The following is a 20,937-nucleotide window of genomic DNA, read 5'->3' on the forward strand; positions in this document are numbered from 1 at the left end:
ATGCACCTCACCTTAACCACGGATGATCCGAAGCCCTCCTACGGCCGCCGGCTCAGCCGGGAGTGGCGCACGCTTCTGCTCGGCCTGCTGCTGTGCTGCCTGGCCCTGATCTGGCTCATGACCGCAGCCCTGTTTCACGCACGCTCGCGCTCCATCGAAGAGCATGCCCAAAACATGGCCCAAGCCCAGCTCAACCTGGCCAGCATCCAGTTCGAACAGCAGTTCACCTTGCTCCGGACGGCACTGCAGCAACGCGCGCTGGAGCGGGAGGCGAGTGCGCTGCCAGCGCCAATCGACAATCTCGACGAACTCTGGCTGATCCCGCCGCAAGGCGCGCCGCGCGCGCTGAGCGGCAGCTCCAACCGCCCCCCCCTCCACATTCAGGCCCTGGCACGGCGGCTCGTTTCCGACCCCGCCGATGGCGCTCCGTTCGTCCTCCTCCCGCCCCCCCTGCAGTTTTCCGTCAGCAAACGCATCCCGTTCCTGCTGCCGGCCTGCAACCGCAGCGGCGTCTGCCGCGCAAGCTACTACGGCAGCTTCAATGCCTCCGACTGGCTGCCGGCGCTGCTGCGTGACACGCCCGGCAGCCAGATCCGCCTGTTCAACCGCGCCGGCCAGTTGCTCATCCAGTCCACCCCGGCCCCGACCCAGACCCTCTCGACCTGGCGACGTCTGGCCCAGTGGCTGACGCTGCTGCCTTCGCCCCACATGGAGGCGAGCGCCGTCGTCCCCTCCATCCCGCTGCGCATTACGGTGGCCGTCTCGACCCGAGGCACCTGGAGCACCGATCGCAGCCTGCCGTTACTGCTGCTGGGCAGCACGCTGCTCAGCGCTCTGCTGGCCTTCTTCGGCATCGTCGGCAACCGTCTGCACCACCAGGCACGCCGGGAACGGCGGCAGCTCGACGAGCACACTGCACTGCTGGCGCTGTCCAATGCCAACCTGAAGAAGAAACTGCACAAGCTCGCCTCGACGCACCAGGACCTCCAGGCGCTGCTCGATACCATCCAGGTCGGGGTACTGATCCTGCATCCCGACAGACACGAGGTCACCACCGCCAACATGGCGGCCGGCCGCCTGTTCGGCCTGCACATCTCGGAGTTGATCGGGCGCAGCATCCTCAGTCTGCTAGCCGACCCGGCCGACGTCGAAGGCTGCGAGAGCCTGCTCGACCAGGGGCTGGGGATCAGCGACCGTGAAATCCAGCTGCGAGACGGCGGCGGCAAGATCTTCTGGTCCCAGGTTTCGATGCGCCGGGTGCGCTTCAACGACCACCACAGCATCGTCATGAGCGTGGTCGACATCAGCGAGCGCATGAGCCACAACCAGCAGCTGCAGCGGGAAAAGCAGGAAACGGAACGCCTGGTGAAGCAGCTGCAGGAAATGCAGCACGAACTGTACGAACGGGCCACCCACGACGACCTCACCGGCGTCGCCAACCGCCCGCACTTCCTGCAACAGGCGCAGCAAGCCTACCGCCAGGCGCTGCGCCAAGGAACGCCGCTCGGCCTGGCCATCATCGATCTGGACATGTTCAAGCTGGTGAACGACACCTACGGCCACGATGCCGGCGATCTGGTGCTACAGCAGGTCGCCATGGCCTGCGAGAGCTGCCTGGACGAGGGCCAGCAGCTGGGACGCCTGGGCGGGGAGGAATTTGCGATCCTGATGCCGCATTGCGACTATGCCCAAGCCATCGAACTGGCCGAACAGGTCAAACGCAAGATCGCCGAACTGATCATCAGCTATCATGATGACAGGATCAGGGTCACCTTGAGCATCGGTGTGTCCTGCTGGAGCCCGCAGGACAGGCCGCTGCTGATCGGCCGGCTGTTCAAGCTCGCGGACCTGGCGCTGTACCAGGCCAAGGAAACCGGACGTAACCGCGTCGTCCCGGCACGGGCACTGAATTGCCTCGAACCCTGAAGCCAGCGCGGAAAGCGTCGTGCGCAAGCCGTAGCAAGGAGCCCGCACCGGGTACGCCATCGCGGCGCGATACGGTTCGACCGAGGCTGGCGGGACGACAACAGCCCTTTTATGGACGATGCCATGCAGTTACCCGAAGAAGTCCTGCAACCCCTCATCGACACCCTGCCCGGCGGGGTGCTGCTGATCGATGCCGACGATAGCCGCATCATTCACGCCAACCAGCTGTCGTCCATCCTGCTCGGGATACCCTACAACGAACTGGCCGGCCAGCCGTTCTTCCCCTTCCTCGCCGACGATCCGGATGGACGGATACTGATGCAGGCGCTGGAACAGCGTGGCATGCTCTACAACCATCCCTGTCTGCTGCGCTCATCCAGCGGCCGCCCCTTCCAGGTCTCGCTGCTGATGCGCCGCCTGCCGCAGATCGATCGCCCGCTGCTGGTGGTCAGCTTCAGCGACCAGTCGGAAAACAAGATTCTCGGCCAGTTGCTCGATTACGAACGCCAGCTGCTCAACCGCACCCTCAAGCTGGTCAAGACGCTACGCGAAGAAATCCAGCAACACGAGATGGAAGATTCGATCAGTGGCGTGATGGGTATCCGCTCGCTGATGAGCAATACCCAGACCGAGGTGGGGCGCGCCCACCGCTATGGCAGCCCCCTCGCCGGCCTGCTGCTGCGGCTCGACGAGCCCGACCCGAAGACCGATCAGGAAAACGACAACAGCCTCTCTCACCTGCACCAGCTGACCAGTAGCCTGTGCATCCAGGCTTCGCGCGAGAGCGACCTGATCGCCAAGCGCGAAGACGGCGCCCTGGTGATGATTCTGCCCAACACCACGCTGGATGGCAGCAAGCTCTTCGCCCTGCGCCTGCTGCGCTCGCTGTCGCAGTTGACGCTGGTGCGCAATGGCAGGGAAGAGCATCACACAGCCAGCATCGGCGGCAGCAGCCTGCGGCAGGAGGAACGCTCGCCCAAGGCCATGCTGGAAAGAATGGATCTGGCGCTGCAGGTCGCCCAGGCACGCGGCGGCAACCAACTGATCATGCAAAGCTGAAATGACGAGGGGGCCATTCGGCCCCCTGTTCTGATACGGCATGGCCCGCGCGCGGCCAGGCGTGCCCCTCAGCCTTTAACGTACCGCGAGCGCATCCAGCAGTTTCTGGTGAATGCCGCCGAAACCGCCGTTGCTCATCACCAGCACGTGGCTTCCCGGCTCGGCCCGGGCCACGATGGCCGCGATCAGCCGCTCCAGATCGTTGAAGCTCGCCGCCTTGTCACCCAGCGGCGCCAGCGCCTCGGCCGGATCCCAGCCCAGGTTGGCACCGTAGCAGAACACCTGGTCAGCCTCCGTCAATGCCCCCGGTAGTGCCGCTTTCATGGTGCCCAGCTTCATGGTGTTGGAGCGCGGCTCCAGCACGGCCAGGATCGGGCTTCGGCCAACCTTGCGGCGCAAGCCTTCCAGCGTGGTGGCAATGGCGGTGGGATGGTGCGCGAAGTCGTCGTACACCGTGACACCGGCCGCCACGCCGCGCACTTCCATGCGCCGCTTCACGTTCTGGAAACGTGCCAGGGCATTGATGGCATCCTTCACCGCGACACCGGCATGGCGTGCGGCGGCGATGGCCGCCAGCGCGTTGAGGCGGTTGTGCTCGCCCAGCAGGTCCCAGCGCACCCGCCCCTGCAACTCGCCGCCCAGCAGCACATCGAAATGCCCCTGATCGTCCACGTCGGCCAACTGCCAGCCGGCTTCGACGCCGAAGCGCTCCACCGGCGTCCAGCAGCCATGCTCCAGTACCTCGTCCAGGCTCGCCTCGCGGCCATTGCTGATCAAGCGGCCGTTACCCGGCACGGTGCGCACCAGGTGGTGGAACTGGGTCTGGATCGCCGCCAGGTCGGCAAAGATGTCGGCGTGGTCGAATTCCAGGTTGTTGAGCACCGCCGTGCGCGGGTGGTAGTGGACAAACTTGGAGCGCTTGTCGAAGAAGGCGGTATCGTACTCGTCAGCCTCGATCACGAAGAACGGGCTGCGGCTCGCCGGATCGAGCGCCGGCGCACCCGGCAGGCGTGCCGAGATGCCGAAATTCTGCGGGATGCCGCCGATCAGGAAGCCCGGCGCGAGACCGGCGTCCTCCAGAATCCACGCCAGCATCGAACTGGTAGTGGTCTTGCCGTGCGTCCCGGCCACCGCCAGCACCCACTTGTCGGCCAGCACGTTCTCCGCCAGCCACTGCGGGCCGGAAATGTACGGCAGGCCGCGGTTCATGATCTCTTCCATCAGCGGCGTGCCGCGCTTGACGACGTTCCCGATCACGTACACGTCGGCGCCGATGGCCAGTTGTTCCGTCCCGAAGCCCTGGGTCAGCGCGATGCCCATGGCCTCGAGCTGGGTGCTCATCGGCGGATAAACGTTGGCGTCGCAACCGGTCACCTTGTGGCCGGCCTGCTGGGCGATGGCGGCAAGACCTCCCATGAAGGTGCCGCAGATTCCGAGGATGTGGATATGCATGAAGAAGAAAGTCCAGGACTAGCGCGGCGCTGACGCGCCCAAAGCGGCTAGCTTACGCGGGATTGTCGCCCCCCTCAAGCCAGCCCCAAGCCGGCAACACCCCACGCCATGAGGCGAGCGGTGACCGACAGCTCAGAAAAACAGCCAGGTCAGCCCCGCAAACAGCGGCAGCAGGATGACGCCCGCCCACAGCAGGAAGCCGAAGAACCCGGGCATCGCCACCCCGCGCTGCTCGGCGATCGCCTTGACCATGAAATTGGGCGCGTTACCGATATACGTCATCGCGCCCATGAACACCGCCCCCATCGAAATCGCCAGCAGCGTCTGCGGCAACTCCTTCATCAGCAGCTGGGCATCGCCGGCGGCAAGGTTGAAGAACACCAGGTAGGTCGGCGCATTGTCGAGGAAGCTCGACAACAACCCGGTAAGCCAGAAGTACATGGCATTCACCGGCATGCCGTCCTCGCCCGAGACCAGCGCCACCAGCGCCGCCAGATGCCCGTCGCTGCCGGCACGCAGAATGGCGATGGCGGGCACGATGGTGATGAAGATGCCGGCGAACAACTTGCCCACCTCGAGCATCGGCGCCCAGTTGAAATCGTTGCCGGCGCGCACCTGGCGCGGGGTCAGCGCCAGCGAGAGCAGCGCGATCAGCAGCAGGATCAGGTCGCGCACCGCGTTCTGCAGCTCAAGCGGCGTGCCGAGAACGTCGATGCTCAGCCCCGGCTTCCAGAGGCCGGACAGCAGCACCGCCCCGACCACCCCGGCGATCAGCAGGAAATTGAACTGGCCGTACAGCTTGAGCGGCGTGTCCGGCGACGGGTCGCGCGGCAGCACGCCCTCCTTGCGGTAGTAGTAGCTGTCCACCAGGTAGAACACGGCCAGCAGCGCCAGGGCCGCCGCCAGCACCGGCAGCCCCATGTGCCGGACAGTCCAGAAGAAATCCACCCCCTTCAGAAAGCCGAGGAACAGCGGCGGGTCGCCCAGCGGCGTCAGCCCGCCGCCGACGTTGGCCACCAGGAAGATGAAGAACACCACCACGTGCACGTTGTGACGGCGGTTGTCGTTGGCCTTGAGCAAGGGGCGGATCAGCAGCATGGCCGCGCCGGTGGTGCCCATCACCGACGCCAGCAAGGTGCCGGCTGCCAGCAAGGCGGTATTGAGCCGGGGCGAGCCGTGCAGGTTGCCCCACAGCAGGATGCCGCCCGACACCGTGTAGAGCGTCAGCAGCAGCACGATGAAGGGCAGGTATTCGGCCAGCAGCGCATGCACGACCAGGGACGCCATGCTGCCTGGGCCGAAGGCCAGGGTAAACGGCAACAGGAACAGCACGCTCCACAGCGCCGTGATCTTGCCGAAGTGGTGATGCCAGAGCCCTGGAGCAAAGATCGGGAACAAGGCAATCGACAGCAGGATGCCGCAGAACGGCAGCGCCCACAGCAGGCTCAACGAAGCGCCGTCGAGCTCGGCGGCCTGCGCCAGCGCAGGCAACAGCGACAGCAAGGCAGACGCCAGCAGTTTCCGGGTCATCGTATCTCCTGGAAAAAATAAAGACTCTCCGGCCCTGAATCAGTCGTGGGCGAGGAAGGTGAAGGTGAACGCCCCGGAGACAACGATGCCGCTGTCCGGGCAGAAGGCCGCCGTCGGCCAATGAAACCGGCGCACAGGCCGCACGGTGCTGCGCCTTGAGTCCGGCCGCCCAGGCGGAAGAAAGTTCCGCACCGAACGGACACGACGGTCGCCGGCACTTCAGGCAATCGGCTGCCCCGCTCCGCTTCCCCGTTCCGCCACCGCGGTGACGTCGTAACAGCGGACGGTATTGCGTCCCGCCTTCTTGGCCCGGTACAGGGCGATGTCGGCGTGCTTGAGCAGTTCATCCCGGGTTTTCTGCTCACCCAGGAACAGGCTGATGCCGATGCTGGGCGAGCTGCGATACGGCTGACCCTTGAGCACATAGGGCTGGTTGAGCGCGGTGCGGATCTTCTCCGCCACACGTTCGGCCTGGAACGCCGCCGGCAGCAGTTCGCCGCCCAGCCGCTCCAGCATCACCACGAACTCGTCACCGCCGAGACGGGCCACGGTATCCTCCTCGCGCACCGCCTCCACCAGCCGACGGGCCACCTCGACCAGCAGCACATCGCCAACGTCATGCCCGAGGGTATCGTTGAGCGCCTTGAAATGATCCAGGTCGATGAACAGCACGACGCCGTGGCTGCGCTGCCGCGCACTCTTGGCAAACGCCTGGGCCAGGCGGTCGTGCAGCAAGCGGCGGTTGGCGAGACCCGTCAGTGGATCGTAGAACGCCAGGCGGTGGATTTCCGCCTCGGCCTGCTTGCGTTCGGTCACATCCTGGAACGTCACCACCACCCCGCTCAGCCGTCCCGGCTCCCCGATCGGCGACACCGTCAGCATGGCCGGAAAACCACGGCCGTCCCGACGCAGGAACCACGCCTCGCAGCCCCGCCGCGGCAAGCCGTCCGCCAGGGTTTGCCGCACCGGACACGCGTTCGGCCGGTCATCGGCCACCTGCTCCGGGTGCCGCCAAGGAGGCACCTGGCCGATCAGTTCGTCGGCACTGTAACCCAGCATGCGCTGCGCGGCCGGATTGATGAAGGTGAGGCGTTCCTGCTCGTCGAGGCCGTAGATGCCCTCGCCCGCCGCCATCAACAGCAGCTCGTTGCGCTGCGACAGGCGCTCGATCTCGCGCTGGGCGTTGCGCTCTTCGGTGACGTCCCTGCTGATGACGATCAGCCCCTTGCGACGGCCATCGCTCTCGAAAATCGGCACCTTGCGCACCTCGAACTGGTGCAGTCGCCCTTCGGCGTCACGCAGTTGCTCCTCGAACAGGCATAACTTGCCGGCCTGCCAGGCCAACTCGTCGTCGCGTTGACAAGCCGAGCTCAGCTCGTCGAATTCGGGCCTGGCGGCCCCTAAGGCCGCATCGGTGATGCCCAGCCACTCGTTGCCCTGCAACTGGAACAGGCGCCGCGCCGGGCCGTTGGTAATCAGCCAGCGGCCGGCCCCGTCCTTGAAGAAGATGGCGTCGGGCATCGCCTCGATCAAGCTGCTCAGGCGCTCCTGGCTGCTCTTGATCTCGGCTTCGGCCCGGCCGCCTTCCGCCTGCAAGGCGGTGATCAAGAGCCCGATCAATACCAATGCCACCATGAAGGCCCACAACAGCATCAGCCCCTGGTGCACATCGTTCAGGAAAAACGGTCCGCGCCCGTGCGCCGTACCCCAGGTCGCGATCGCCGACAACAGCAGCGCCGCCAGCGAAGCCCCGGTGACACCAAAGCGCAAGGCCGCCCAGACCGCTAGCGGCAGCGTGAGGAAGACCAGGGGCAGCGCCCCTGTGCCCTGCCCGGCATTGAGGATGAAGGCGCCCCAGGCCACCAGCAACGTCACCAGGCACCACACCGCCAGCTCGGAGCGGCGACAGGAGAGGGACTGCCGGCTGCTCCGGCTGATGGTGAGCAGCAGCGGGCCGGCCAGCAGGATGCCGACGGTGTCGCCCAGCCACCAGGTGAGCCAGGCCCTGCGGGCGAGTTCAGCCGGGACCAGCCCGGTCAGCCACAGACTCGCCACTCCGCCGGAGGCGGTCAGCAGCATGCCGCTGCCGGCTCCCAGGACAAACAGGGCGACATCCTTCTGGCGGTCGAAAGTACGGTGGAAATCGAGACGCTGCAGCAGCCACCAGGTGGCGAGCGGCCCCAGGGTATTGCCGAGGGAAATGCTGCCAGCGACCAGCCACGACGAACCGATCGAGAGGTTGACCAGCAACGCGCCAAGCCAGACCCCCGACCAGTAGCGCGCCCCCCAGCGCACCAGCGCGGCCACGGCAATGCCGGTCGGCAGCCAGACCAGGGTGATGTTGGAACCGATATAGGGAATGGCCAGGCCGAGACGCCCGCTACCGACGTAGGCGCCGACGAGCAGCAACAAGCGCAACACGGCTTGCCCCCGCTCACTCGGGCCGGGGGCGGGAAAGGGGAATGACGCGGTGTTGGACACGAAATGGCTCTACGCAGGGGGTTGCCTAGCACGGGGTGGCAGTGCCGTATCAGAGTTTGGGGCGCATGCCGGAGACAGCATGCCCGCGGCCCAGCATACCATGCGCCTATTTCCTTCGGGGGAAGAAATCCCCCTCAGCATCAAGGTTATCAGTGCCGAAAAACGGGTGTGGCATGGCCGCGCAGACATGCCACACCCGGCTTAGTGATGCTTCTGGATGAACTCGATCTTGTAGCCGTCGGGGTCCTCGACAAAGGCGATCACGGTATGACCGTGCTTCATCGGGCCCGCCTCGCGCACCAACTTGCCCCCCTTGGCGCGCACCATGTCGCAGGCGGCGGCGGCATCGTCCACCTCGATGGCGATGTGGCCATAGGCGTTGCCGAGCTCGTAGCTGTCGGTATCCCAGTTGTGGGTCAGCTCCAGCACGGTGTGCGCCGACTCGTCGCCGTAACCGACGAAGGCCAGGGTGAAACGGCCTTCGGGGTAATCGTTGCGGCGCAGCAGGCGCATGCCCAGCACCTCTTGATAAAACGCCAGGGAACGCTCGAGATTGCCGACTCGCAGCATGGTATGCAGCAGACGCATGATGTTTTCCTTCCGTAGAAATCAGATCAGCCGAACGCGAACAGGGTATCGCCGTGTTGCTTCAGCCATTGCCGCGCCGTGCGCCAGTGCGGAAACAGCCGTTCGGTTTCCGACCAGAACGCGGCGGAGTGGTTCATGTGCACCAGATGCGCCAGTTCGTGCGCCAGCACGTAGTCGAGGATGTGCGGCGGCGCCTGCACCAGCCGCCAGTTGAGGCGGATGGCGCCGCTGGCGGAACAACTACCCCAGCGCGTGCGGGCCGAGGACAAGGAGAGCGAGGCCGGCTGGCGGCGGCTATATCGCGCCACCTCGGCGAGCCGGGAGGGAAACCGGCGCGCCGCCTCGCGCTTGAGCCAGGCGGCGACGGTGGCATCGAGCCGCTCGCGGTCATGCGCTGCGACCCCGGCCACCTGCAGGACCCGGCCGTCGATGCGCGCCGCCGGACGCTGCCCGGCAACATGAACGATGTCGAGCGGCTCCCCGGCCAGACGCAGTTGCCGCGGCTGCGCCGCCAGTTCGGCACAACGCCTTTGTTGTTCCAGCCAGTGCTGGCGGATCCAGTCGCGGCGCTTGTCCAGGACCGCCTGCAGCAGGCTCATCGGCACCGCCGGGTGGGCGATCAGTTCGACCCGCCCTCCCCGCACGCGGATGCCGATGCTCTGGCGCGCGCGGCGGATCAGCGCAACCGGGATGTTGCCTTCAGGCAGGCTGAGAATCACCGAGCCGCCGCTTGCGCTGGTCGGGGTGAGCGAACGGACCGACGCCGCCGATTTCCAACTGGCGAGCCTCGATCCACTCTTCCGCCTCGCGCGTCATCGCCGCCGAACTCTTGTCCTGCGGCAGGATAGGCTTGCCGATCACCACGGTGATCTCGCCGGGAAACTTGCGGAACGAATTCTTGGGCCAGAACTCGCCGGCGTTGAGCGCCACCGGCACCATCGGCACGTCGAACGCCTTGGCCATGCGCGCCGCGCCCTGCTGGTAGCGGCCCGGCACGCCCGGGGGCGTGCGCGTGCCTTCCGGGAACACGGCGATCCAGTAGCCCTTGGCGATACGCTGCCGGCCCTGCTCGACGATCTGCTGGCTGGCCTTGGTCTTGGCCGAGCGGTCGATGGCGATGGTATCGAGCAAGGCGAGGCCCCAGCCGAAGAACGGAATCCACAGCAGTTCCTTCTTGGCCACGAACACCTGCGGCGGGAAGATCGCCTGCAGGGCCAGCGTCTCCCAGCCCGACTGGTGCTTGGAGCAGATGATGGACGGCGTGTCGGGGATGTTCTCGGCGCCGACCACCTTGTAGCTCAGCCCGCAGACGTGCTTGAGCAGCCACAGCAACCCTTTCACCCAAGCCTGGGCGAAGCTGTGGCGCACGCGGTGCGGCGCGACGCAGCCCAGCAGGATCAGCAGGAAGCAGAAGGTCGTCAGGAAGGCAAGGCCCACCCAGTAGACCAGGGTACGAATCCAGATAAACATTACGGCGCTATGCCCTCGTGAAAAACAGTCAGTGATGCGTTTGGATCAGGTATTCGACAGCGTCGTAGAGGTCGTCGAACACCAGCGTGCCCTCGGGCAGACCGCCCTTCTCGAAGGTCTTTTCACCCTTGCCGGTCTTGACCAGGATGGGCTGGCCGCCCATCGCGGCGATTGCCTCCAGGTCGCGCAGGCTGTCGCCAACCATCGGCAGGCCATCGGGCTTGACGTTGAAGCGCTCGGAGACTTCCTTGACCATGCCCGGCAGCGGCTTGCGGCACTCGCAGTTGTCGTCCGGGGTATGCGGACAGACCACCACGGCGTCGATGCGGCCGCCGGCCTGGTTGACCAGGCGGTGCATCTTGGTGTGCATGGCGTGCAGCGCGTGCAGGTCGAACAAGCCGCGACCGATGCCCGACTGGTTGGTCGCCACCACGATGCGCCAGCCCGCCTGGGTCAGGTTGGCGATGGCCTCCAGGCTATGGTCGAGCGGCTCCCACTCCAGCGAGTTTTTGACGAAATCGTCGCGATCCTTGTTGATCACGCCGTCACGATCCAGGATGACTAGTTTCATGGCAGGTTTTTTCTGTCGGTAAAACGGCCAAAGGCGCGGACCCGCCAGCCGGCCGGTCCGCGCCACGCGGTGGCAGACTCAGTCGGCCAGCAGCGAGATGTCCGCCACGCGGTTGAACAGCTCGGCCAGGCGCGCCAGGAGCGCGATGCGGTTGATTCGCACCGCGCTGTCGTCGGCCATCACCATCACGCCGTCGAAGAAGGCGTCGACCGGGGCCTTCAGGCTGGCGAGCTGCGCCAGCGCGCCGGCGAAGTCGTGCGCGGCGAACTGCGCATCCACTTGCGGCGCCAGCTGCTGCACGGCGCCATACAGCGCCTTTTCGGCGTCTTCGGCCAACAGCGCGGGGTTGACCACACCGACTTCACCCTCGGCCTTCTTCAGGATGTTCTTCACCCGCTTGTTGGCCGCCGCCAGCGTGGCAGCTTCCGGCAACTGCTTGAACTGGGCCACGGCGGCCAGCACCGCGCGTACCTCGTCGAGACGGGTCGGTTCCAGCGCCAGCACGGCGTCGATTTCGTCCACCTTGTAGTCGGCGGCGAGGAAGTTCTTCAGGCGCTCGAGGCAGAACGCGAACACCTCGTCGGCCACGCTGGCCGACAGCTTGTTAGCCGGGAACGAATCGTGGGTGTCGACGATCAGCTGCTTCAGGTCGAGCGGCGTATCCAGCACCATGCGCAGCACGCCCAGCGCGGCACGGCGCAGTGCGAACGGATCCTTGTCGCCGGTCGGCACCAGGCCGATGCCCCAGATACCGACGATGGTTTCCAGCTTGTCGGCCAGCGCCACGGAGAGCGCCACCGGACCGTGCGGCAGGCTGTCGCCGGCGAAGCGCGGGTGGTAGTGGCCTTCGATGGCCGCAGCCACCGCTTCGTGCTCGCCGTCGTGGCGGGCGTAGTACATGCCCATGATGCCCTGCAGCTCGGGAAACTCGCCGACCATGTCGGACACCAGGTCGGCCTTCGCCAGGTAGGCGGCGCGGCGGGCGTCGTCGACGTTGGCGCCGAGCTTGCCGGCGATGGTGCCGGCCAGGTTCTGCAGGCGTTCGACGCGTTCGAGCTGGCTGCCGATCTTGTTGTGGTAGACCACGTCGGCCAGGCGCGGCAGGCGCGATTCGAGGCGGACTTTCTGGTCCTGCTCGAAGAAGAACTTGGCGTCGGAGAGACGCGCGCGCAGCACGCGCTCGTTGCCGTGGATGATGTGCGACGGGTCGGTCGCCTCGAGGTTGGATACCAAGAGGAAGCGGTTCATCAGCTTGCCGTGGGCGTCCAGCAGCGGGAAGTACTTCTGGTTCTGCTGCATGGTCAGGATCAGGCACTCCTGCGGCACCTTGAGGAATTCGGCTTCGAAGCCGGCTTCCAGCACCACCGGCCACTCCACCAGCGCGGTGACTTCGTCGACCAGCGCCTGCTCGGCGGCGATCACGGCACCGAGCTTGGCCGAGGCTTCGGCCAGGCGATGGCGGATCAGTTCGCGGCGCGCCTCGAAACTCGCCACCACCTTGCCCTGCTCGTACAGCACGCGGGCGTAGCTGTCGGCATCGGGCAGCGTCACTTCACCGGCGGACAGGAAGCGATGGCCCAGCGTGGCGCGGCGGCTCTTGAGCCCCAGCACCTCGCCCGCGATCAGCTCGCTGCCGTGCAGCAACACCAGGCCGTGCACCGGGCGCACGAACTGGTGTTCGGAATCGCCCCAGCGCATCAGTTTGGGTGCCGGCAGCTTCTTCAGCGCCAGCGCGACGATGTCGGACAGCACCGCCGCGAGCGGCTGGCCGGCCTTGACGCTGCGGTAGGCGTAAACGTCCTGTTTGCCGTCGCTCATGGTGGAAAGTTCGCTCACCTCGACGCCGCAGGAGCGGGCGAAACCGGCCAGCGCCGGGGTCGGCTGGCCATCCTTCATGCCGGCGGCGACCGCCGGGCCTTTCTTGACGATGGTCTGATCCGGCTGCACCGCCAGCACCGCGGGCAGGGTCAGGGCCAGACGGCGCGGCGAGGCGAAGACGTGGGCGCTGGCGTCGGCGGCGACGAACTGCAGTTTTTTCAGTTCGTCGGTGATGGTCTGGGCAAAGCTTGCCGCCAGCTTGGGCAGGGCCTTGGGCGGCAGTTCCTCGGTGAGGAGTTCGATCAGCAGGGTCGGGTTCATGGTCTGTTGGATTTCTTGCTGGAAGCGGTTTTGCCGGCGGCGCAGACGACGCGCATCATGGCATCGGCCACCGAGTTTTCATAAACGGGTTGCCAGGTCCAGCTGTAGCGCGGCAGCGGGTACAGCGTCGACCAGACGTGGCGGTTGGACGCCGTGTAGTAGGCCGAGGAGACGAAGGCGTACCGGTACTTGGCACAATCGGCGTAACCGGTGGTACGGCGGATGTGGAAGTTCACGTCGTAGCCTTTTTCGTACTGGCGCTCGGCAAACCGCTCCTGGTTGACGAAATGGATCAGCCCGTCTTCGCGCCAGATGGACGCCAGGTCCACCGCCAGTTCGAGCGCCTCGCCCTGGCGGTACACCGACCAGTCGGCGAGCGGCGCCGCCTGCGCGGACAGCGCAAGCGCGGCAAGACAGAGTCCAACCCACGTCTTCATGGTCAGGCCTTCTGGCACATCGGGAAACCCAGCGCCTCGCGCGAGTCGTAGTAGGCCTGAGCGACCTGACGGGCAAGGTTGCGGATACGTCCGATGTAGGCGGCGCGTTCGGTCACCGAGATGGCGCCGCGCGCGTCGAGCAGGTTGAAGGTGTGGCCGGCCTTGAGGATGGTCTCGTAACCCGGCAGCGGCAGCCCGGCGTCGAGCAGGCGCTTGGCTTCCGCCTCGTAGTCGGTGAACTGCTGGAACAGCAGCGCGACGTTGCTGTGCTCGAAGGCAAATTTGGACTGCTCGACTTCATTCTGCAGGAACACGTTGCCGTAGCTCAGCTCGCGGCCGTCCGGCATGCGCGCCCACACCAGGTCGTAAACGTTCTCGACGCCCTGCAGGTACATCGCCAGACGCTCCAGGCCGTAGGTCAGCTCGCCCAGCACCGGCTTGCACTCCAGGCCACCGACTTGCTGGAAGTAGGTGAACTGCGTCACTTCCATACCGTTGAGCCACACTTCCCAGCCCAGGCCCCAGGCGCCCAGCGTCGGGTTTTCCCAGTCGTCCTCGACGAAGCGGATGTCGTGCACGGTCGGATCGATGCCCAGTTCCTTCAAGGAGCCGAGGTAGAGATCCTGCAGGTTGGGCGGCGACGGCTTGATCACCACCTGATACTGGTGGTGCTGGAACAGGCGGTTGGGGTTCTCGCCATAGCGGCCGTCCTTGGGGCGGCGCGACGGTTGCACGTAGGCGGCCGCCCACGGCTCGGGGCCCAGGGCGCGCAGGAAGGTGGCGGTGTGCGAGGTGCCGGCACCGACTTCGGTATCGTACGGCTGCAACAGTGCGCAGCCCTGACGGTTCCAGTAGTTCTGCAGCGTGAGGATGATTTCCTGGAAAGTGAGCATGTCGCGTATCACGAGTGAAGGGTAAAGGCCGATTCTACCGATTACCGTGGAGCGGGAAAAGCAAACGGCAGGCCAAAACGGCCTGCCGTGCGCAGGAAATGGGGTTGGCGTGAAAAAATGCTGTCCAGTTAATGCATAAAGTTTGGACTCATCCCGACACAGAAAAGGGCTAGCCCGTCGTTGCAGCAAGGCAGCGCCATGGCAATACACCTCCCAACGCAGCCGATCCGCCCTTCCGCCACGCCGTCTGGATGGCGGACGGCGAGGTTTTAAGCCGCCGGCTGTTTGAGTGCCGCGACGTTAGCGCGGCGCGAGTTCCGGCGGCGCCTCGCCGGCCGGCAGCCAGGCGGACAGTAGCCGCGGCGGGCTCGCCTTGGGAGCGTCAATGGGCTTGGCGAGACAAGCCCCTCGACCCGCCGGCCGGGCGGGACCGGCAACGCCGACATGGCAAACAACGCTGGCAACCGTCCGGCACGCTCGAACACAACCTCATCCATCACACCGCACGGCAGGAGCCGCTGTGCCGACTTCTGCTACCCCCCCTGCCAGTCGAGAATCACCTTCCCGCTCTGCCCGGACAGCATCGCGGCAAAGCCTTGCTCGAAGTCGTCGACCTTGAAATGGTGGGTGATGATCGGGTCCAGATTCAGCCCGGACTGCAGCAGCGCCACCATCTTGTACCAGGTCTCGAACATCTCGCGGCCGTAGATGCCCTTGATCTCGAGGCCCTTGAAGATCACCTGGTTCCAGTCGATGGCGGTGTTCTCGGGCGGAATGCCCAGCAGCGCAATCTTGCCGCCGTGGTTCATGGTTTCCAGCATCTGACGGAAGGCCTGCGGGTTGCCGGACATTTCCAGGCCGACGTCGAAGCCCTCGGTCATGTGCAGTTCACCCATCACCGTTTTCAAGTCCTCGGTGGCGACGTTGACGGTGCGGCTGGCGCCCATCTTGCGAGCCAGTTCCAGACGGTAGTCGTTGACGTCGGTGATCACCACGTGGCGCGCGCCGACGTGGCGGGCGATGGCCACCGCCATGATGCCGATCGGGCCGGCGCCGGTGATCAGCACGTCCTCGCCGACCAGGTTGAAGCTCAATGCCGTATGCACCGCGTTGCCGAATGGGTCGAAGATCGACGCCAGGTCGTCGGAGATGTCGTCCGGGATCGGGAAGGCGTTGAACGCCGGGATCACCAGGTACTCGGCGAACGCACCGGGACGGTTCACGCCGACGCCGATGGTGTTGCGGCACAGGTGGCGGCGCCCGGCTCGGCAGTTGCGGCAATAGCCGCAGGTGATGTGGCCTTCGCCGGAAACGCGCTGGCCGAGCGTGAAGCCCTGCACTTCCGAGCCGATGCCGGCGACCACGCCGACATATTCGTGGCCGACGTGCATCGGCACCGGGATGGTCTTCTGCGCCCACTCGTCCCAGTTCCAGATGTGGATGTCGGTGCCGCAGATGGCGGTCTTGGAGATCTTGATCAACAAATCGTTGTGGCCGATTTCCGGCACGGGAACGTCGGTCATCGACAGGCCGCGTTCGGCTTTCAGTTTGGCAAGCGCCTTCATGGTGTCATCCTGTGGCGAGGGCGGCCGAAGGATCGCTTCGACCCGCCTTTAAGGCCGATCCCGTCTGGCGGCTGTAGCGCTCGGGATCGGCACGGGAGTCATTCGAAAGTCAGCGGATCACGCCCAGTTCGCGGCCGACCTTGATGAAGGCCGCCACGGTCTGTTCCACCTGTTCCGGGGTGTGGCCGGCCGACATCTGGGTGCGGATGCGCGCCTTGCCCTTGGGCACCACCGGGTAGGAGAAGCCGATCACGTACACGCCTTCGGCCAATAGCGCGGCGGCCATTTCGCCGGCCAGCTTGGCGTCGCCCAGCATCACCGGGATGATCGGGTGCTGGCCGGGGATCAGCGTGAAACCGGCGGCGCTCATGCCGTGGCGGAACAGCTCGGCGTTGCGCTTGAGGCGGGCACGCAATTCGGCGCCTTCGCTCTTCAGTATCTCGAACACCTTCAGGCTGGCGGCGGCGATGGCCGGGGCCAGGGTGTTGGAGAACAGGTAGGGACGGGAGCGCTGGCGCAGCAGGCCGACGATGGGCTGGCGTGCCGATACGTAGCCGCCGGACGCCCCGCCAAGCGCCTTGCCCAGGGTGCCGGTGTAGATGTCGATGCGGTCGGCGACGCCGCACAGGTCCGGCGTACCGGCGCCGTGCTCGCCGATGAAGCCGACGGCATGCGAGTCGTCCACCATGACGATGGCGCCGTAACGGTCGGCCAGCTCGCAGATGCCCTTGAGGTCGGCGATGATGCCGTCCATCGAGAACACGCCGTCGGTGACGACCAGCTTGAAGCGCGCGCCGGCGGCGTCGGCGGCCTGGAGCTGGGCTTCCAGGTCGGCCATATCGTTGTTCTTGTAGCGGAAGCGCTTGGCCTTGCACAGGCGGATGCCGTCGATGATCGAGGCGTGGTTGAGTTCGTCCGAGATCACCGCGTCTTCTTCCGACAGCAGGGTCTCGAACACGCCGCCGTTGGCGTCGAAGCAGCTGGAATAGAGGATGGTGTCGTCGGTGCCGAGGAAATCGGCGATGGCTTTTTCCAGGTCCTTGTGCACCTGCTGCGTGCCGCAGATGAAGCGCACCGAGGCGCAGCCGTAGCCGTAGTCGTCGAGCCCCTGCTTGGCCGCGGCGATCAGGCGGGCGTCGTCGGCCAGACCGAGGTAGTTGTTGGCGCAGAAGTTGAGCACGTGGTGGCCGTTGGCCAGCGCGATGTCGGCGCCCTGCGGGCTGGCGATGATGCGCTCGGGTTTCTCGAAGCCGTCGGCGCGGATTTGCGCCAGCGTCGCCTGCAGATGGGCGAGGTAGGTATGGTTCATCGTGCACGTTCCCTGTGTGGTCGGCGTGGGGCCGGGCGGGATCACCGCCATCCGGCCGTCATCGTTCTGACCCCATTCTAGACCAGCGTCGCGGCCATGATCAGACACAGTTGCCGGCGATTTGGCCGGGGTGGCTGTCACTGTCCGAGACGGCGCCGGCCGCCCGGTCCGATGGCAGGCACGGCCTAGCGGCGCCGGTCCCGCCAAAACAAAACCCGCCACGCGGGCGGGTCGGGAAGGAAACGTTGGCCGAAGGCTCAGCGCTTGAGCAGGCGTGCCGCGTCGAGCGCGAAGTAGGTCAGGATGCCGTCGGCGCCGGCGCGCTTGAACGCCAGCAGGCTTTCCATCATGCACTTCTCTTCGTTCAGCCAGCCGTTCTGGAACGCGGCCTTGAGCATGGCGTACTCGCCCGACACCTGGTAGGCGTAGGTCGGCACACGGAAGGTGTCCTTGATGCGGCGGATCACGTCGAGGTAGGGCATGCCCGGCTTGATCATCACCATGTCGGCGCCCTCCTCCAGGTCCATCGCCACTTCCTGGATCGCCTCCTCGAGGTTGGCCGGGTCCATCTGGTAGGTGGACTTGTCGGCCTTGCCGAGGTTGGCCGAAGACCCCACGGCGTCGCGGAACGGGCCGTAGAACGCCGAGGCGTACTTGGCCGAGTAGGCCAGGATCTTGGTGTGGATGTGGCCGGCTTCTTCCAGCGCCTCGCGGATGGCGCCGATGCGGCCGTCCATCATGTCGGACGGGCCGAACACGTCGGAACCGGCCTCGGCATGACACAGCGCCTGCTTGATCAGCACCTCGATGGTTTCTTCGTTGAGCACGTAGCCCGCTTCGTCGATGATGCCGTCCTGGCCGTGGATGGTGTACGGATCGAGCGCGCCGTCGGTCATCAGCCCCAGCTCGGGGAAGCGCGCCTTGAGTTCACGCAGCACCGTCGGCACCAGCCCTTCCGGGTTGTACGCCTCGGCTCCGGCGTTGTCCTTGCCGGTCTCGATCACCGGGAAGATCGACAGCATCGGGACACCGAGCTCCAGCGCCTGCTCGGCGGTGTAGAGCAGCTTGTCCAGGCTCTGGCGCACCACACCCGGCATCGAGGCCACCGCCTCTTCCCGGTTGGCGCCTTCCAGTACGAACACCGGGTAGATCAGGTCGTTGGCGGTGAGCACGTTCTCGCGCATCAGGCGGCGCGAAAAATCGTCCTTGCGCATGCGGCGCAGGCGCGTAGCGGGAAAGAAACGGTTGGCGAAAATCATCGTGATTCGAGTCCTGTCGGAACGTGGCAAGGCGCCCGGGGTGGCGGCGGGCACGCAAAGGCGCTAGCTTAACAAGCCCGCCGCCACCCGACCAGCCGGCGGGGAGAACAGGCTGTTCAGCGCGGACGATCCATGTCCTTCTTCGGGCCCTCGGCCTCGTTCTTTTTTTCTCCGGCAGCCGGTGCCGGCTTCTTGCCCCAATCGTCGTCCTCGCCCTCTTCCTCGTCGTCGAATTTGTATGGCTGCGGCACCACGCCCGGCGGCAGCTTGATCGGCGGTTCCTTGTGCGCGAGGCGCGCCAGGGTGCCGATCACCGACACCAGCGGCGCCCCGATCACCACCACCCAGAACCACGTGCTGTGAAAGATATCCATGCTTCGGCCAACCTCTTGTCCGTGCCGGCATGCGCCGGCCAGTGATTTCGATACTTTCATTTTACGCCGAGTTGGCCGCTCGCTTCCGTCTCGCGTAGGGATGGTTTGCAATGCGGCTTGCCGGTAGAATTCCGCGACAGGAGATGGCATGCCTCCTTGTAACCGCCCCCGGGGCTGATGATGCCTACACGGATTCCTCGACCGGCAGGAGGTGTAGGTACGTATCCGACAGCCCGCCGCCTGTCCAGGTTTGTGCCTCCAGCCCACACTCACTGAACACGCATGAAACACGCCCAACGTCCCGAGCAGATCGACCTGCTACCCTACCTCGGCAAATGGCTGCTGCTGGCCAGCGCCGTCGCCGCGCTCGCAGGTTCCGCTTCCGCCTTGTTCCTGTTCGCCCTCGACTGGGCCACGGCCACCCGCATCGCGCAGCGCTGGCTGATCGCGCAGCTGCCGCTAGCCGGCTTCGGCGTCGGCTGGCTCTACCTGCGCTTCGGGCAGCGCGTCGAGGCCGGCAACAACCTGCTGATCGACGAGATCCACGACCCGAAGAGGGTCATCCCGCTGCGCATGGCGCCCCTGGTACTGGGCGGCACCGTGCTCTCCCACCTGTTCGGCGCCTCGGTGGGGCGCGAGGGAACGGCGGTGCAGATGGGGGGGGCGCTGGCCGACCAGTTCACCCACCTGTTCAAGCTGCGCCACGAGGATCGCCGCATCATCCTGATGGCGGGCATCAGCGCGGGCTTCGCCTCGGTGTTCGGCACACCGCTGGCCGGCGCCATCTTCGGGCTGGAAGTGCTCGCCATCGGCCGGCTGCGCTACGACGCCATCCTGCCCTGCATGGTGGCGGCGATCGTGGCCGACCAGGTCGGCCTGCTGTGGGGCGTGCATCACACCCGCTACGTCATCCCCTTCATCCCGCCGCTATCGGCCTGGGGGCTGGCGGCGACGGTGATCGCCGGGATGCTGTTCGGTCTCACCGGCAAGGTCTTCGCCGACCTCACCCACGGCCTGGGCGGCTGGATCAAGCAGCGCATCGGCTACGCCCCGCTGCGACCGCTGCTGGGAGGGATGGTGATCGCCGCCGCCGTTTACCTGCTGGGCGCCGACCGCTATATCGGGCTTGGCGTTCCGACCATCGTGGAAGCCTTCCAGCAACCGCTGGCGCCATACGACTTCGCCGCCAAGATGGCCTTCACCGTCGCCTCGCTGGGCAGCGGCTTCAAGGGCGGCGAGGTCACCCCCCTGTTCTACATCGGGGCGACGCTCGGCAACGCCCTGGCGCCGCTGCTCGGCATGCCCCTGCCCCTGCTGGCCGGCATCGGTTTCGTCGCGGTGTTCGCCGGCGCCGCCAACACCCCGATCGCCTCGACACTGATGGCGATGGAACTCTTCGGCAGCGAGATCGGCGTCTACGCCAGCATCGCCTGCGTGGTGAGCTACCTGTTTTCCGGGCACACCGGCATCTACCGCTCGCAGCGCGTCGGCCACGCCAAGCACCGCGACACGCCGGAGGGCATCAAGCTGGGCGAGCTGCCCGCCTACCGCCAGCAGGCGCTGCAGCGCACGGCCCCGCCCTCCGCCCAGCCGGGTGAGGACAACGCGCGCCACTGAAACCCCTCGCCGCGCCGCCCCCCTTTACCGCACGTCTTGCCCTACGGGGCAGGACGGCGCTCGACTCCCCAGCCCTGATACCACGACGCCGGGGCGCTTCTCCCCGGCCTGCCCTACCTCATTTCACCCTCTCCTTATGGTGTGGCGGGCGCGCTTCGCCACGCCCGCCGGTGGCTACGACACGGAGCCCTTGCAGAGCCGCCACCGGCAAAATGCAAATTGCAACATAACCTGTAAAGTTCAAAAATTTAAGTTTTTTATACTAAT

At 66.0% G+C, this 20,937-nt stretch carries 17 protein-coding genes and 1 riboswitch; of the genes, 3 read left to right on the forward strand and 14 right to left on the reverse strand.

Features of this window, described 5'->3' with window-relative positions; genetic code table 11:
* Both FURADRAFT_RS05925 and FURADRAFT_RS05930 read left to right on the forward strand, forming a co-directional pair.
* The gene (locus FURADRAFT_RS05925) at positions 1 to 1,926 is read left to right on the forward strand and encodes a sensor domain-containing diguanylate cyclase (RefSeq protein ID WP_008953221.1); all 1,926 of its coding nucleotides are present in this window, start codon (positions 1 to 3) and stop codon (positions 1,924 to 1,926) included.
* Positions 1,927 to 2,049: 123 nt separating this feature from the next.
* On the forward strand, positions 2,050 to 2,985 hold the full coding sequence (locus FURADRAFT_RS05930) for a GGDEF domain-containing protein (protein ID WP_008953222.1): 936 nt from the start codon (positions 2,050 to 2,052) through the stop codon (positions 2,983 to 2,985).
* Between the two features lie 75 nt (positions 2,986 to 3,060).
* Here FURADRAFT_RS05930 and mpl read toward each other — a convergent pair whose 3' ends face one another.
* The 14 genes from mpl to FURADRAFT_RS06000 form a co-directional block, all read right to left on the reverse strand.
* Positions 3,061 to 4,437, reverse strand: a complete 1,377-nt coding sequence (gene mpl / locus FURADRAFT_RS05935; RefSeq protein ID WP_008953223.1) for a UDP-N-acetylmuramate:L-alanyl-gamma-D-glutamyl-meso-diaminopimelate ligase — start codon at positions 4,435 to 4,437, stop codon at positions 3,061 to 3,063.
* 132 nt (positions 4,438 to 4,569) lie between these two features.
* Positions 4,570 to 5,967: a sodium:proton antiporter gene (locus FURADRAFT_RS05940; RefSeq protein WP_008953224.1), complete on the reverse strand. Its 1,398-nt coding sequence runs from the start codon at positions 5,965 to 5,967 to the stop codon at positions 4,570 to 4,572.
* A gap of 219 nt (positions 5,968 to 6,186) precedes the next feature.
* Positions 6,187 to 8,388, reverse strand: a complete 2,202-nt coding sequence (locus FURADRAFT_RS05945; protein WP_150105024.1) for a sensor domain-containing diguanylate cyclase — start codon at positions 8,386 to 8,388, stop codon at positions 6,187 to 6,189.
* A 261-nt stretch (positions 8,389 to 8,649) separates the two neighbouring features.
* Positions 8,650 to 9,036: a lactoylglutathione lyase gene (gene gloA / locus FURADRAFT_RS05950; RefSeq protein WP_008953226.1), complete on the reverse strand. Its 387-nt coding sequence runs from the start codon at positions 9,034 to 9,036 to the stop codon at positions 8,650 to 8,652.
* Between the two features lie 26 nt (positions 9,037 to 9,062).
* Positions 9,063 to 9,755 (reverse strand): M48 family metallopeptidase, encoded by a 693-nt coding sequence (locus tag FURADRAFT_RS05955; RefSeq protein WP_008953227.1) that lies wholly within the window; start codon positions 9,753 to 9,755, stop codon positions 9,063 to 9,065.
* Complete coding sequence (locus FURADRAFT_RS05960; RefSeq protein ID WP_008953228.1) at positions 9,736 to 10,506, reverse strand: lysophospholipid acyltransferase family protein; 771 nt, start codon at positions 10,504 to 10,506, stop codon at positions 9,736 to 9,738. The genes FURADRAFT_RS05955 and FURADRAFT_RS05960 overlap by 20 nt, the downstream gene beginning before the upstream one ends.
* Before the next feature lie 28 nt (positions 10,507 to 10,534).
* Positions 10,535 to 11,077, reverse strand: a complete 543-nt coding sequence (gene gmhB / locus FURADRAFT_RS05965; RefSeq protein ID WP_008953229.1) for a D-glycero-beta-D-manno-heptose 1,7-bisphosphate 7-phosphatase — start codon at positions 11,075 to 11,077, stop codon at positions 10,535 to 10,537.
* Positions 11,078 to 11,155: 78 nt separating this feature from the next.
* Positions 11,156 to 13,216 (reverse strand): glycine--tRNA ligase subunit beta, encoded by a 2,061-nt coding sequence (gene glyS, locus FURADRAFT_RS05970; protein WP_008953230.1) that lies wholly within the window; start codon positions 13,214 to 13,216, stop codon positions 11,156 to 11,158.
* A complete protein-coding gene (locus tag FURADRAFT_RS05975; protein ID WP_008953231.1) occupies positions 13,213 to 13,653 on the reverse strand; it encodes a surface-adhesin E family protein in 441 nt (146 codons plus the stop codon). The genes glyS and FURADRAFT_RS05975 overlap by 4 nt, the downstream gene beginning before the upstream one ends.
* A 2-nt stretch (positions 13,654 to 13,655) precedes the next feature.
* Positions 13,656 to 14,546, reverse strand: coding sequence for a glycine--tRNA ligase subunit alpha (gene glyQ / locus FURADRAFT_RS05980; RefSeq protein ID WP_008953232.1), 891 nt, complete (start codon positions 14,544 to 14,546; stop codon positions 13,656 to 13,658).
* Between the two features lie 533 nt (positions 14,547 to 15,079).
* Entirely contained in the window at positions 15,080 to 16,111 is a 1,032-nt protein-coding gene (gene tdh / locus FURADRAFT_RS05985) for an L-threonine 3-dehydrogenase (protein WP_008953233.1), read from the reverse strand.
* 109 nt (positions 16,112 to 16,220) lie between these two features.
* Positions 16,221 to 17,420 carry a glycine C-acetyltransferase gene (locus FURADRAFT_RS05990; RefSeq protein ID WP_008953234.1) on the reverse strand — a complete coding sequence of 400 codons (1,200 nt, stop codon included), beginning with the start codon at positions 17,418 to 17,420 and terminating at the stop codon, positions 16,221 to 16,223.
* Between the two features lie 257 nt (positions 17,421 to 17,677).
* The gene (gene hemB / locus FURADRAFT_RS05995; RefSeq protein ID WP_008953235.1) at positions 17,678 to 18,679 is read right to left on the reverse strand and encodes a porphobilinogen synthase; all 1,002 of its coding nucleotides are present in this window, start codon (positions 18,677 to 18,679) and stop codon (positions 17,678 to 17,680) included.
* A 116-nt stretch (positions 18,680 to 18,795) separates the two neighbouring features.
* Positions 18,796 to 19,053: a hypothetical protein gene (locus tag FURADRAFT_RS06000; protein ID WP_008953236.1), complete on the reverse strand. Its 258-nt coding sequence runs from the start codon at positions 19,051 to 19,053 to the stop codon at positions 18,796 to 18,798.
* A 130-nt stretch (positions 19,054 to 19,183) separates the two neighbouring features.
* A riboswitch (Fluoride riboswitch) is annotated at positions 19,184 to 19,247 on the forward strand.
* 88 nt (positions 19,248 to 19,335) lie between these two features.
* Between FURADRAFT_RS06000 and FURADRAFT_RS06005 the strand changes: the two genes are divergently transcribed.
* Positions 19,336 to 20,670: a voltage-gated chloride channel family protein gene (locus FURADRAFT_RS06005; protein WP_008953237.1), complete on the forward strand. Its 1,335-nt coding sequence runs from the start codon at positions 19,336 to 19,338 to the stop codon at positions 20,668 to 20,670.
* The last annotated feature ends 267 nt before the right edge of the window (positions 20,671 to 20,937 follow it).

It is taken from the genome of Pseudogulbenkiania ferrooxidans 2002, assembly GCF_000174355.1.
In the GTDB taxonomy this organism is placed as follows: Bacteria; Pseudomonadota; Gammaproteobacteria; order Burkholderiales; family Chromobacteriaceae; genus Pseudogulbenkiania; species Pseudogulbenkiania ferrooxidans.

Bases quoted from the DNA above. Each gene is read 5' to 3' on its own strand.
- mpl (WP_008953223.1), bottom strand. From the start codon at position 4,437: ATGCATATCCACATCCTCGGAATCTGCGGCACCTTCATGGGAGGTCTT.
- gloA (WP_008953226.1), bottom strand. From the start codon at position 9,036: ATGCGTCTGCTGCATACCATGCTGCGAGTCGGCAATCTCGAGCGTTCC.
- FURADRAFT_RS05960 (WP_008953228.1), bottom strand. From the start codon at position 10,506: ATGTTTATCTGGATTCGTACCCTGGTCTACTGGGTGGGCCTTGCCTTC.
- FURADRAFT_RS05930 (WP_008953222.1), top strand. From the start codon at position 2,050: ATGCAGTTACCCGAAGAAGTCCTGCAACCCCTCATCGACACCCTGCCC.
- FURADRAFT_RS05975 (WP_008953231.1), bottom strand. From the start codon at position 13,653: ATGAAGACGTGGGTTGGACTCTGTCTTGCCGCGCTTGCGCTGTCCGCG.
- FURADRAFT_RS06000 (WP_008953236.1), bottom strand. From the start codon at position 19,053: ATGGATATCTTTCACAGCACGTGGTTCTGGGTGGTGGTGATCGGGGCG.
- hemB (WP_008953235.1), bottom strand. From the start codon at position 18,679: ATGATTTTCGCCAACCGTTTCTTTCCCGCTACGCGCCTGCGCCGCATG.
- glyS (WP_008953230.1), bottom strand. From the start codon at position 13,216: ATGAACCCGACCCTGCTGATCGAACTCCTCACCGAGGAACTGCCGCCC.
- FURADRAFT_RS05990 (WP_008953234.1), bottom strand. From the start codon at position 17,420: ATGAACCATACCTACCTCGCCCATCTGCAGGCGACGCTGGCGCAAATC.
- tdh (WP_008953233.1), bottom strand. From the start codon at position 16,111: ATGAAGGCGCTTGCCAAACTGAAAGCCGAACGCGGCCTGTCGATGACC.
- FURADRAFT_RS06005 (WP_008953237.1), top strand. From the start codon at position 19,336: ATGAAACACGCCCAACGTCCCGAGCAGATCGACCTGCTACCCTACCTC.
- gmhB (WP_008953229.1), bottom strand. From the start codon at position 11,077: ATGAAACTAGTCATCCTGGATCGTGACGGCGTGATCAACAAGGATCGC.
- FURADRAFT_RS05925 (WP_008953221.1), top strand. From the start codon at position 1: ATGCACCTCACCTTAACCACGGATGATCCGAAGCCCTCCTACGGCCGC.
- glyQ (WP_008953232.1), bottom strand. From the start codon at position 14,546: ATGCTCACTTTCCAGGAAATCATCCTCACGCTGCAGAACTACTGGAAC.
- FURADRAFT_RS05940 (WP_008953224.1), bottom strand. From the start codon at position 5,967: ATGACCCGGAAACTGCTGGCGTCTGCCTTGCTGTCGCTGTTGCCTGCG.